The sequence below is a fragment of the Pseudonocardia nigra genome, assembly GCF_019396355.1.
GTDB classification, from domain to species: domain Bacteria; phylum Actinomycetota; class Actinomycetes; order Mycobacteriales; family Pseudonocardiaceae; genus Pseudonocardia; species Pseudonocardia nigra.
In genome coordinates this window covers 1-12,068 of the sequence record NZ_JAHKRK010000047.1, presented here as the reverse complement: position 1 = coordinate 12,068, position 12,068 = coordinate 1, and the positions used below count along the sequence as shown (strand labels likewise).

The window sequence follows — 12,068 nt, the reverse complement described above, 5'->3', positions numbered from 1 at the left end:
CGTACCGGCAGCTCGCGATCACCCGAGCGGCGGCAGCAGTCCGGGGGCGAGCAGCGACAGCAGCGCGAGCGCCACACCGAGGACGGCACCTGCGAGGAGGGCGATCAGCAGCGCCATCCGGGCGCTCATCCCGCTCTCTCGCTGCGCGGGCAGGGCGGGCGGGGCCTGCGGGCGCGCGACGCCGGGACGGCCGGCCCCGGACGCCCTGGCCTGCAGCGCCTCGGCGACCCGCCGCTCGGACTCGTCGCTCGTCGTCACGGACGTCATCGTGCCCCAGGCCGCATCACCCGCGCGACGGCGTCCAGGGCACGGCTGGCCGTGGACTTCACGGTGCCGCGGGAGATGCCCGTCGCGTCGGAGATCTCGGCCTCCGACAGGCCGCCGTAGTAGCGCAGCACCAGCACTTCCCGCTGGCGCGGGGGCAGGGTGGAGAGCGCGTCGACCACGGCCTGGTGCTCGGCGGAGAGCATGGCGAGCGACTCGGCCGAGCGCGCGTTGACCTGGTGCGGGGGGACGTAGTCGCGGGCGGTCCGCCTGCGCCGCAGCACCGAACGGGACCCGTTGACCACGGCGGCGCGCAGGTAGCCGACGGCCGCGGCCTCGTCGCGCAGCCCCGACCAGTGCCGGTGCAGCCCGGTGAACGCCTCCTGCACGACGTCCTCGGCGGTGCTCGGGTCGTCGACCAGCAGCACGGCCAGCCGCACGAGCCGCATCCGGTGGTCGCGGTAGAGGTCGGACAGGGTGCGCGGGGCGCTCGGATCGGGCGCCGCCTCGGGTCGCGTGTCGAGGCGTCGCAACCGCGTCAGCGTCACCTCGACGGCGTTCTCCGCACCGCTGACCATGCTGCAGAGCGTAGTGGTCACACCTTGTCCGCTGTGCGCAGACGTCACGGCCCGCAGTGCTGGATACTGCTCGCCGGACATCCGGACGTCGAGGAGGGCCACCGTGCCGATCGCCACCCCAGAGATCTACAACCAGATGCTGGACAACGCGAAGAGCGGCGAGTTCGCGTATCCGGCGATCAACGTGACGAGCACGGAGACGCTGAACGCAGCACTCCGCGGCTTCGCCGACGCCGAGAGCGACGGGATCATCCAGATCTCCACCGGCGGGGCCGAGTTCCTATCCGGGACGAAGGTCAAGGACATGGTCACCGGTGCCGTCGGGCTCGCGGAGTTCGCGCACGTGGTCGCGAAGAAGTACCCGGTCAACGTCGCGCTGCACACGGACCACTGCCCGAAGGACAAGCTGGACACCTACGTCCGGCCGCTGATCGCGATCAGCCAGGAGCGTGTGGACCGCGGCGAGAACCCGCTGTTCCAGTCGCACATGTGGGACGGCTCGGCCACCGAGCTGCACGAGAACCTGCAGATCGCCGCCGAGCTGCTCGACCAGGCCGTCAAGGCCAAGATCATCCTCGAGGTCGAGATCGGCGTCGTCGGCGGCGAGGAGGACGGCGTCGCCAACGACATCAACGACAAGCTCTACACGGCACCGGGCGACTACGAGGCCACGGTGGAGGCGCTGGGCGGCGGCGAGAAGGGCCGGTACCTGCTGGCGGCCACGTTCGGCAACGTGCACGGCGTCTACAAGCCGGGCAACGTCAAGCTGCGGCCGGAGATCCTCAAGCAGGGCCAGGAGGTGGCGACGGCCAAGCTGGGGCTGGCCGAGGGCTCGAAGCCGTTCGACCTGGTCTTCCACGGGGGCTCCGGCTCGCTGCTCGAGGAGATCCACGAGGCGCTCAGCTACGGCGTGGTGAAGATGAACGTCGACACCGACACGCAGTACGCGTTCACGCGCCCGATCGTCGGGCACATGTTCAGCAACTACGACGGCGTGCTGAAGGTGGACGGCGAGGTCGGCAACAAGAAGGTGTACGACCCCCGCTCGTACCTGAAGAAGGCCGAGGTCGGCATGGCCGAGCGGGTCACGCTCGCCTGCGAGAACCTGCGGTCGAACGGCACCACCCTGCGCTGACGCGCCCGTGAGTGGAAACGAGTGCTCCGGCACTCTTATCCACTCACGACCCGACGAAGGAGGCACATGAGTCTGCACGGCAACCTGCTCGGTCCGGAGCCGACCCTGCTGCCGGTCGACCCGGCCGCGGCCGACCTCGACCGCGGCACCGCGGCGCCCGACGTCGCCGCCGCGCACCCGACGTCCAGCCTGGCGTGGGCGGTGCTCGCCGAGCAGGCGCTCGAGGACGGCGAGACGATCGCCGGCTACGCGTACGCGCGCACCGGCTACCACCGAGGGCTGGACCAGCTGCGGCGTTCCGGCTGGAAGGGCTTCGGCCCGGTGCCGTGGTCGCACGAACCCAACCGCGGGTTCCTGCGCGCGCTCGCCGCGTTGCAGCGGGCCGCCGCCACGATCGGGGAGGCCGACGAGGCGGAGCGCTGCCGGGTGTTCCTCGCCGAGTCCGACCCCGCTGCGCCTGCCGCACTCGGCCTGGCCTGACCGGACACCAGCCGTGACGCGGCCGCAGGCGAAGAGGCAGACCGAGCGGCTGCGGGCACAGCTCCGGGCACGGAGTCGCCGTCTCGGGCTGTCCGCGCTCCCGATCGCGCAGTGTGCGGTGGCCGCGGGCCTCGCCTGGTTCGTGGCCACCGAACTGGTCGGGCACGCCCGGCCGTTCTTCGCCCCGATCGCCGCGGTGATCAGCCTCGGCCTGTCGCTGAGCAACAGGCTGCGGCGCGTCGCCGAGCTGGTGGTCGGGGTGAGCCTCGGCGTGCTCGTCGGCGACCTGCTGATCGCCTGGATCGGCAGTGGCCCGTGGCAGATCACCGTGGTCGTCGCGCTGGCGATGGCCGTCGCCGTGTTCGCCGACGGCGCCACCCTGCTGGTGGCGCAGGCCGGCGCGTCGGCGGTGCTGGTGGCGACGCTGCTGCCGCCCGGCGACGTGGGCGGCCTGGACCGCTGCGTCGACGCCCTGATCGGCGGCACGGTCGGCATGCTCGTCGCGGCCGTGCTGCCCACCGACCCCGTCGGGCCGGTCCGCCGGGAGGCCCGCGCGCTGCTCGACGAGCTCGCCGCCGTGCTCGCCCGCACCGGCGACGCCCTCCGCGAGCGCGACGCCGAAGCCGCCGCGGCCGCACTGAACCGGGCGAGGGCCAGCCAGCCGCTCATCGACGAGCTGCGGTCGGCCCTGCGCGGCGGGCAGGAGGTCACCCGGGTCTCGCCGCTGCTGCGCCGCCGCCGGCGGGTGCTGCGCCGCTTCGCGGAGCTGGCCGAACGGGCCGACTACGCGATGCGCAACGCCCGCGTCCTCGCCCGCCGCGCCTACACCGCGCTGTGCGACGACGAGCCCGCGGCGCCGGAGTTCGCCGACGTGCTGGGCGAGCTGGCCGGGGCGGTCCGGCAGCTGACCGAGCAGCTCGGCCGCGACGGCGAGCGGGAGCGTGCGCGGGAACCGGTGCTCGACGTCGTCCGGCACGCGGTGGTGCTGTCCACGGCGTGGACGCCGGGGCCGTCGGAGGTCGTGATGGTGGCGCAGCTGCGCTCGATCGCGCTGGACCTCCTGCAGGCCACGGGCATGACGCGGTCTGAGGCACTGGCCGAGATGCGCAGACCGCCGCCGGCGGAATGACGCCGCGGGCCGGGCCCCCGTATGCGCTCACACCCCGACTCGCGCACCCTCCACATCCCGACTCGCGCGCACCAGGACCGCGACTCGCGCGCACCAAGACCGCGACTCGCCGACGGCGCGGATCGGGCCCCGCGAGTCGGGCGGTTCGGGTGCGCGAGTCGGGGCGTCGATGCGCGCCTCGGTCAGGCAGACCGGCCCTCCGTCAACCGCAGCTCCCGGCCCGGCCAGCGGCGCCGCAGCCAGCGGTCGTGGCTCGCCACCACCACGGCGCCCGGGCTCGAGTCGAGCGCGTCCTCCAGCTCCTCGCAGAGTGCGGGTGAGAGGTGGTTGGTCGGCTCGTCGAGCAGGAGCAGCTGCGGGGCGTCGGCGACGAGCAGGGCGAGCTCGAGGCGCCGCCGCTGCCCCACCGACAGCTCGGCGACCGGGCGGTCGACGTCCCGCGGCGCGAGCAGCCCGAGCGTGGTGAGCGGCACTTCCGCCGCCCGCCGCGGTCCCAGCCGCTCCGCGTAGACGGTGCGGGCGGTGCGGGCGGGCCGGTCGATCGCGATGTCCTGGGCCAGCAGCCCGACGCGCAGGCCGCGGCGGCGATGCACGGTGCCGTCGGCCGGGGCCAGCCTGCCGGCCAACACCGCGAGCAGCGTCGATTTCCCGGCGCCGTTCGGGCCGGTGACCAGCAGCCGGTCGGTGGCGCCCAGGTCGAGGTGCTCCAGCGCCAGCCTGCCGGGCACCCGGACCCTCCGCAGCGCAGCGGCGGGCCCGCTTGCGGCGGTGCCGACGGTGGCAGTGAACCGCAGCGGCTCCGGCGGCTTGCGCACCTGGTCCGCGACCAGCTGGTCCAGCCGCTGCCGGGGGTTGCGCACCCGGCGCGCGCCTGGGTCTGCACGCGTCCGGCCTTGAAGTCGTACTGCATCTTCGCGTTGTCCCGGGGTGGACGGTCGTGCGCCACCTGCCGCGCGGCGACCCTCACGGCGTGCCGCAGCGCCTTCAGCTCCTCCTGCTCGGCCGTGTAGCGCTGCTCCCACCGCACCCGCTGGGCGCGCCGCGCGTCGAGGTAGTCGGTCCAGCCGCCGCCGTGGCGGGTCGGACCGTCGAGCGCGGGGTCGAGGTCGAGCACGTCGGTGCACACGGCGTCGAGGAACGCGCGGTCGTGGCTCGCCGCGACCACCACCCCCGGCAGCCGCCGGAGCTGGTTCTCCAGGAACGCGGCCGCCTCGTCGTCGAGGTGGTTGGTGGGCTCGTCCAGCAGCAGCGCACCGGGGCGCCGGACGAGCAGCGCGGCGAGCCCGAGCCTGCCGCGCTGCCCGCCCGACAGCGTGTCCAGCCGCCGAGCCCGTTCGACGGCGGCCAGGCCGAGCCCGGCCAGCACGAGGGCCGCGCGGCGGTCGGCGTCCCATGCGTCGTGATCGTGGCACCACTCCAGACACTCGCCGTACCGGCGCAGAACGTCGGGGTCGTCGGGCCGGATGGTGAGCTCGGCGGTCAGGGCATCAAAGGCGCGGATGCCCGCGCGCGCCTCCCGCAGCGCGTCGTCGAGCACCGCGGCGACGGTGGCATCGGGGGCGAAGGGCAGCTCCTGGTGGCCGAAGCCGAGGTCTGTGGGCCGGCCGATGCTTCCGGCGTCGGGCTCCTCGACGCCGGCGAGCAGGCGCAGCAGCGTCGACTTGCCGGCGCCGTTCTCGCCGATGAGGCCGAGCCGGCGCCCGGGGGCCACGGTGAGCGAGAGCCCGTCGAGGACGGTGCGGTCGGGTAGGACTTGACGAGATCGCGGACGAGCAGGGCTGTGGCCACGCACACCACCGGAAGGTCGGTCGGCGGCCCGCCGGGCAGAGACCTCGGGCGCGGGCGCAGAGCGTGCTCAGATCCACATGGCGAGGCGATCGTGCCGCCGTCCGGGTGATCGTGCAACGGGTTTTCGCCGCGGCGGGAACCACACCGGTGAAGCTGACGTTCCCTCCCCGTGCATCTGCTCGTCCGTTGGTTGCTCGCCCCGCTCGCTCGGCTCATCTACCGGCCCGTGGTGCTGGACGCGGACCGGGTACCACGGCACGGTCCGGTGATCCTCGCGGCCAACCACCGCGCCGCCATCGACACCGCCGTGATCGCGTTGGCCGCCGGGCGGCCGGTGTCGTTCCTCGGCAAGGCCGAGTACTTCATCGGACGGGGTGTGAAGGGCCGGGCGCTGGCGTCGTTCCTGTCGGCGCTCGGCTACGTGCCGGTGGACCGCGGCAACGCCAAGGCGGGGCTCGCCGCCCTGGAAGCCGCCCGCAAGGTGCTCGACGCCGGCGGCGCCTTCGCGATCTACCCCGAGGGCACCCGTTCGCTGGACGGGCGGCTGCACCGCGGGCACACCGGGGTGGCGGCGCTCGCCCTCGCCACGGGGGCACCGGTCGTGCCGGTCGGGATCATCGGCACCGAGTGGGTGCAGCCGGTCGGGGTGCGCTTCCCGCGGCGGCGCCGGGTCACGGTGCGGTTCGGCGCGCCGATCGACTTCAGCCGCTACGAGGGCCTGGAGAACTCAGGGGTGATCCGCCGGGCCGCAACCGACCAGGTCATGGACGCCATCGCGCGGCTGTCGCACCAGGAGTACGTCGACACCTACCATCAGCGCCCGGCTGCCTGACCGGCACGACCAGTCGATCTCCGAGAACAACGCCCGCAGGCGCGCCTCGCGGTTCGGGCTCCCCGCGGCGACCCAGGAGATCCGGCCGAGCAGGTGGTCGCGGAACGCCGGATGGCCGTCGCGGTTCTGCGCCTGCGGCCCCGTGCGCGCGCAGTTGTGCAGCAGCGCCCGCAGCGCGTCGTACTCCGCGCGTGGGGCGGCGGGCCGCGCGTTGACCACCAGGCCGGTCACCCGCTGCCGGTGGTGCGACGGCATCACCCTGGTCTTGTCGGTGCGCGCCCGGAAACCCTCCTCGCGGGCGATCGCGGTGACGCGCGCGGCGAGCCCGTGCACCGGGAGTTCCCCGGAGAACACCAGGTCGTCGGCGTACCGGCCGTAGCGTGCGCCGACCGCGGTGGAGAGCCCGGCGAGCCGCCGGTCCAGCCGGTGCGCGAGCAGGTTCGCGACTGCGGGCGAGGTGGGCGCGCCCTGCGGGAGATGCGGCCCGGCCAGCCGGTCCAGCAGCCGCCGCCGGGGTTCCCAGGCGTGCGGCTCCCCGGCCGGGGCGTGCCGCAGGACGTGCGCCGGCGTGGCCGTGACCAGCAGCCCGGCGAGCGCCGCGGCCACCGCGGGCGGGTACCCGGCCGTGCGCAGCAGCCCGGCGACCCGTGCCCCAGTGACGTGCCCGAAGAAGCCCTCCAGGTCAAGGCGGAGCACCATCGCCCGCCCCGCGTGCTCGGCGGCGAGCGTGTGCGGCGACCGGCCCCGGACGTAGCCGTGCGCGGCGTCGTGCACCGGTATCCGGGCCAGCACGTGCCGGGCGACGCGTCGCTGGAGCTCCTGCAGCCGCGGCCCGGGCGTCTCCAGCAAGCGTGGCACTCCGGAACGGGACGCCGTCCAGCGGCGCCGGTAGTGGTGCAGGGGGCCCTCCGGCGCGCGGCGCAGCCACCCGCCGGGGTCGGCGAACCAGTTGAGCTCGTCGTCGCGCAGGTTCAGGGCGTGGGACAGCGCGGCGAGATCGGTCCACGGGGCGACGGGCCAGCGCCACTGCGGCCGGGGCGGTGGGTCCGGGACGATCGGTCCGCGGCGCGGCAGCGCGGCCAGCAGGCGGGCGAGCTCGGCCGCGACCTGTGCAGGCGCGGCGGTGGGCGGCCGCGGCCACCGGGCCAGTAGCACCGCGACGGTGCGCCCGACCTCGTCCGGGCCGAGCCACCCGCGCAGCGGCGCGAGGCGCTCGGCGAGGTCGTCGCGGCGCCACGGCCCGTCCATGGCCGCGCTGACGACCTTGTGCGGCTCCGGCGCCACGTCAGACCCGCGACCGGCGTTGGGCGATGCAGCGGCGCCCGACGACCGGTGTTCCCGTCGGCCGCGCGCTACAGGCACTCTGTTCGTGCCCGGCGTGCGCGGGACGCCCTGCCGCGAAGAGGTGGTGCACCCCGGGGTTGCCCCGGAGCCGGCGTCCCTGCCGGGACGTGCCCGGCCGGGCGCTCGCCGTCTCGTCCGCGCGCCGTTGCATCGCGGCCGACGCTACCGCCCGGCACCGACGTCCGGGCACCGGTTCGGTGGAGTCCCGGTCGCATGAACCCGCCGATGCCCTGCCGTTGCCGTCGTCGTGGGCGGTGTCCGGGCAACCGCATCGCCTACTCGGACAGCCGTTCGAGCGTGGTGAGGAGCCCGGCGGCGCTGTTCTCGTCGGCGAGCCGGGCGGCGAGGTCGTGGGCCCGCCGCCCGGTACTCGTGGTTCTCGACGGCCGCGGAGACGGCGGCGGCCAGCCGGTCGGAGGTGAGCCGGGTGAACGGTATCGCCGCCGGACCGGCGCCCAGGGCTGCGATGCGAGCGGCCCAGAACGCCTGGTCGCTGTGGACGGGCACGGCGACGGCTGGGACGCCCGCAGCACGGAGGCCGGCCGCCGTGGTGCCGGCTCCGGCGTGGTGGACGACCACGGCTGCCTGCGGGAACAGCCAGTCGTGCGGGACGTCGCCGATGGCAAGGACGTCGTCGCCTAGGCGGGTGCCGCCGGAGCCCGCCTGGACGACCAGCCGGAGTCCCGCCTTCCGGGCGGCGGGCGCGATGACGGCGTCGACGACGTCGGGAGCCGTGCGGACGCTGCCGAACCCGACGACCATCGGCGGTGGTCCGGCGGCGAGGAACTCGACGAGCTCCGGTGGTGGTTCCCAGTGCCGAGGGCGCAGCGGCCACCAGAACTCGTCGAGGTGCAGCTCCGGTCGCCAGTCCCGGGGCCGCGGCAGGACCGCCGCGCTGATCCCGTGGTGCACGGGCCGGCCGGCGTCGCGCCGCCGGCGTTCGGCTGCGCGACGGCTCGCCGGGGGCAACCCCAGCTCCCGCCGACTCGCGCGCAGGCCGCGTCGGCCGGCGCGGGCACTGCGCGCATCGCGGTCCCGGCGAGCCGGTTGCCGAGCGCACCGAAGCTCCGCGTGCCCAGCACGACCTGTGGATAGGCGACGCTGGGTTCCATCGGTTGCAGCAGGGTCGTGACGGAGGGGACGCCCACGCCCTCGGCGATGTCGTGACCGAACGGTGCCACGGCGTTGGCGGGGCATCCAGGTACTCGGTGAGCATCTGCTGGTAGTCCCGCACGACGCGCACAGAGGTGCGGCGGCGGGAGTCGTCGCCGGTCTCGGCGATCAGCTGGGCGAGGTCGGCGGGGATGGGCGTGTGGTCGAAGCCCGCGTCCCGGATGAGGGGTGCGTAGCGGGCGTCGGCCACGACCGCCACCTCGTGCCCGCCCTCGGCACGCAACCGTGCCCCGAGGCCGACGAGCGGGGCGATGTCCCCCCTCGCGCCGGGTGCGACTACGAGCGCGCATCGCGCGACCCCGCTCGCCCGCCGCCGTGGCGTCTTCATGACCTGTGGCGAGATCACGCGGGCATGCCTCCTATCACTTCACCGCGAACGCGTACAGCGTTCGCGAACGCCGCCCCGACCGGTCGCTGGCTGGACGACCTCGTCGAGATGGGCCTGTGGGTCCGGGACGTGCACCGCAGGCATCCCTGGCTGGGCGATCTGCAGGGCAGCCGGGCCACGATGGGCCCCTGTGCGGTCGACGCGCTCGAACACGCGCTGACCGTCCTGGACGGCCACCCCGCCACCGATGGCGCGAAGCTCGAGGCCTTCGTACTGCTCCACGCCATCGTCGCGTCCTTCGCCGGGCAGGAGCGCTCCGGCACCCGGATGGAACGCAACACCCGTTATCTCGCCCACGTCGCCGCCGCCGGCAGCCACCCGCGCATCGCCGCCCTCGGACATCGCGCCCGCGGTCGACCTCGACGACGAGGACCCGTTGCCCGGGATCCTCGCGCGCTGCCTCAGCGGACTCCTGCCGGAGACGACGACGGAGGGCCCCGGAACGGGTGGATCTTGCGAGGCGAGGCACGTGTCTGGAGTGGACGGGACACTTGCTCGCCGCGACCGCCCACATCCTCGGGTGGGCGGGACACCACGCTGATCCGGCGGGCCCGCCACCGCCACCACGTCCCGCTCACCCGGGATCCCGGTGCCCGGGGCGGGGTGAACCCCTCGCGCACGGACTGTCGTTGCGCCGCCAAGCCCGAGTTCCAGTCGGGCGGCGACCGGTGGCGGGTGTTCACCGACCCGGCCGCGCACCCCTTCTGCCTGACCGCAGGCTGACATGGGAGGCGCCGCAGCCTTCGCAATCCCCGGCTCAGGGGCGGACCAGGAGCCAGTCGGCGGTGTGCCGGTACCACGCCCACCGGCGGACCTCCCGCGGGTGGGCGACGCCGTCGTACTCCACGGTGAACGGCTTGCCGCCGAGCTGCACGGCGCGGCCCACGGCGGAGCCGCGGCCCGACGGCGCGCGGGGCGGGACCGGGCGCAGCCGGCCATCGGGGCGGCGTCCGGTCCGGCCGGAGCGCACGGCCAGGCCGTGCGGGCCGGGCACGGCGACGAACCGGGGGGCGGTGCCGCGCAGCACGAGGTGCTCGTCGCAGTACGCCTCCCCGACGAGGCCGCGGACCTCGCCGCGCCCGAGGAGCACACCGCCCGAGTCATCCCGGACCAGTGGCATCGGCACGGCCGTCCCCGCGGTCGCGAGCGCCACGGCGGCGCGCCCGATCGGCAGCCCCCAGGCGGCCGCGACGGCGGACGAGCGGGTCGTGGGCAGGTACGCCACCTCGGTCGTCAGGCGTTCGGTGCGCAGCAGGCGCAGGACCACCGCGGCGAGGTCGGCGTTGGTGCCCGCGACCACGATCCGGCGGGGCTCGTGCTCGGCCAGCACCGGGTCGACGTCCGCGCGGGCCGGCCGCGCGGGAAGCACGACGGTGGGGACCTCGGACAGGCCGGGGTCGCGACGACTACCGTGGACAAGGAGCCGCCCCCGCTCGTCCGAGCAGGTCAGCAGCACCACGTGGGAACCGATCGAGCTCACCCCTCGATAAACGACGTGCCGGGCAGGAGTCCGGCACCTGACCGAGATTCCCCGAGCGACTTCGGGGAGTGGAGTTTCACATGCCGGCGATCGTGCTGATCGGCGCCCAGTGGGGCGACGAGGGCAAGGGCAAGGCCACCGACCTGCTCGGCGGCCAGGTGCAGTGGGTCGTGCGCTACCAGGGCGGCAACAATGCCGGCCACACGGTGGTGCTGCCCGACGGCCAGGACTTCGCGCTGCACCTCATCCCGTCCGGGATCCTCACGCCCGGCTGCAAGAACGTGATCGGCAACGGCGTGGTCGTGGACCCCGGCGTGCTGCTCGACGAGCTGTCCGGCCTGGAGGCGAGGGGCGTCGACACGAGCAGGCTGATGATCTCCGCGGACGCGCACCTGATCATGCCGTACCACGTGGCCATGGACAAGGTCACCGAGCGGTTCCTGGGCAAGGCCAAGATCGGCACCACCGGTCGTGGCATCGGCCCGGCCTACCAGGACAAGGTGGCGCGGGTCGGCGTGCGGGTGGCCGACGTGCTCGACGAGAAGATCCTCCACCAGAAGGTGGAGGCGGCGCTCGACCTCAAGAACCAGATCCTGGTCAAGGTCTACAACCGCCGCGCGCTCGACGTGGACGAGGTCGTCGACTCCGTGCTGGCCCACGGCCGCCGGTTCGCCGACCGGATCGCCGACACCCGGCTGCTGCTCAACCAGGCGCTCGAGGCGGGCGAGTCGGTCCTGATGGAGGGGTCGCAGGGCACCCTGCTCGACGTCGACCACGGCACCTATCCGTTCGTCACGAGCTCGAACCCGACGGCAGGCGGCGCCGCGGTCGGGTCCGGCATCGGTCCGAACAAGATCACCCGGGTGATCGGGATCCTCAAGGCCTACACCACGCGCGTCGGCTCCGGGCCGTTCCCCACCGAGCTGCTCGACGCCATGGGCGAGCACCTGCGCAAGGCCGGCGGCGAGGTGGGCGTGACCACCGGCAGGCCGCGGCGCTGCGGCTGGTTCGACGCCGTAATCGGCCGGTACGCCGCCCGGGTGAACGGGATCACCGACTTCTTCCTCACGAAGCTCGACGTGCTGTCCGGGCTCGAGACGGTGCCGATCTGCGTCGGCTACGAGGTCGACGGCAAGCGAGTCGACGACATGCCGATGACCCAGACCGACGTGCACCACGCCCAGGCGGTGTACGAGGAGCTACCGGGCTGGTTCGAGGACCTCTCGGCGTGCCGCACCTTCGACGAGCTCCCGGCCAACGCGCGGGCGTACGTGCAGCGGATCGAGGAGCTGACCGGCGCGCCGGTGAGCGCGATCGGGGTGGGCCCCGGCCGCGACCAGACGATCACGCGCGACGTCTGACCCCGGGCGCCGCGGGGCCCGCACCGCGGATGCGCAGAGCAGGAGCAGCGGGACGGCCACCAGCGCTGCGGCGGCCGCCGTGCCGGCCCCACCCCGCACCGGCGGGCGTCCCGCCC

Annotated in this window: 11 protein-coding genes and 1 pseudogene; 6 read left to right on the top strand and 6 right to left on the bottom strand. The window is 74.5% G+C overall.

Features of this window, described 5'->3' with window-relative positions:
- Positions 1–18: 18 nt before the first annotated feature.
- On the bottom strand, positions 19–258 hold the full coding sequence (locus tag KME75_RS14565) for a hypothetical protein (protein ID WP_219415168.1): 240 nt from the start codon (positions 256–258) through the stop codon (positions 19–21).
- Positions 259–263: 5 nt separating this feature from the next.
- Positions 264–842 carry an RNA polymerase sigma factor gene (locus tag KME75_RS14560; protein ID WP_219415167.1) on the bottom strand — a complete coding sequence of 193 codons (579 nt, stop codon included), beginning with the start codon at positions 840–842 and terminating at the stop codon, positions 264–266.
- 103 nt (positions 843–945) lie between these two features.
- On the opposite strand from KME75_RS14560, the gene fbaA reads away from it, so the two are divergent.
- The 3 genes from fbaA (at position 946) to KME75_RS14545 (ending at position 3,586) form a co-directional block, all read left to right on the top strand.
- Positions 946–1,977 carry a class II fructose-bisphosphate aldolase gene (gene fbaA, locus KME75_RS14555; protein ID WP_219415166.1) on the top strand — a complete coding sequence of 344 codons (1,032 nt, stop codon included), beginning with the start codon at positions 946–948 and terminating at the stop codon, positions 1,975–1,977.
- Between the two features lie 66 nt (positions 1,978–2,043).
- Positions 2,044–2,457 carry a DUF3151 domain-containing protein gene (locus tag KME75_RS14550; protein WP_219415165.1) on the top strand — a complete coding sequence of 138 codons (414 nt, stop codon included), beginning with the start codon at positions 2,044–2,046 and terminating at the stop codon, positions 2,455–2,457.
- A gap of 13 nt (positions 2,458–2,470) precedes the next feature.
- Entirely contained in the window at positions 2,471–3,586 is a 1,116-nt protein-coding gene (locus tag KME75_RS14545; RefSeq protein WP_308282780.1) for an FUSC family protein, read from the top strand.
- Between the two features lie 182 nt (positions 3,587–3,768).
- Here KME75_RS14545 and KME75_RS14540 read toward each other — a convergent pair.
- Positions 3,769–5,374: pseudogene (locus KME75_RS14540) on the bottom strand (ABC-F family ATP-binding cassette domain-containing protein).
- A 169-nt stretch (positions 5,375–5,543) separates the two neighbouring features.
- Between KME75_RS14540 and KME75_RS14535 the strand changes: the two are divergent.
- Complete coding sequence (locus KME75_RS14535; RefSeq protein ID WP_219415164.1) at positions 5,544–6,206, top strand: lysophospholipid acyltransferase family protein; 663 nt, start codon at positions 5,544–5,546, stop codon at positions 6,204–6,206.
- Here KME75_RS14535 and KME75_RS14530 read toward each other — a convergent pair.
- Together KME75_RS14530 and KME75_RS14525 are read right to left on the bottom strand one after the other, a co-directional pair.
- Entirely contained in the window at positions 6,102–7,490 is a 1,389-nt protein-coding gene (locus KME75_RS14530) for a reverse transcriptase family protein (RefSeq protein ID WP_308282779.1), read from the bottom strand. The genes KME75_RS14535 and KME75_RS14530 overlap by 105 nt on opposite strands.
- A 222-nt stretch (positions 7,491–7,712) precedes the next feature.
- A complete protein-coding gene (locus KME75_RS14525; RefSeq protein ID WP_219415163.1) occupies positions 7,713–8,519 on the bottom strand; it encodes a glycosyltransferase in 807 nt (268 codons plus the stop codon).
- A gap of 556 nt (positions 8,520–9,075) precedes the next feature.
- Here KME75_RS14525 and KME75_RS46750 point away from each other — a divergent pair.
- The gene (locus tag KME75_RS46750; protein WP_372452599.1) at positions 9,076–9,834 is read left to right on the top strand and encodes a TetR/AcrR family transcriptional regulator C-terminal domain-containing protein; all 759 of its coding nucleotides are present in this window, start codon (positions 9,076–9,078) and stop codon (positions 9,832–9,834) included.
- 34 nt (positions 9,835–9,868) lie between these two features.
- Here the strand turns inward: KME75_RS46750 and KME75_RS14515 are convergent, their stop codons facing one another.
- On the bottom strand, positions 9,869–10,591 hold the full coding sequence (locus KME75_RS14515) for a hypothetical protein (protein WP_308282778.1): 723 nt from the start codon (positions 10,589–10,591) through the stop codon (positions 9,869–9,871).
- A gap of 80 nt (positions 10,592–10,671) precedes the next feature.
- On the opposite strand from KME75_RS14515, the gene KME75_RS14510 reads away from it, so the two are divergent.
- Positions 10,672–11,952, top strand: a complete 1,281-nt coding sequence (locus tag KME75_RS14510) for an adenylosuccinate synthase (RefSeq protein WP_219415161.1) — start codon at positions 10,672–10,674, stop codon at positions 11,950–11,952.
- Positions 11,953–12,068 lie beyond the last annotated feature (116 nt).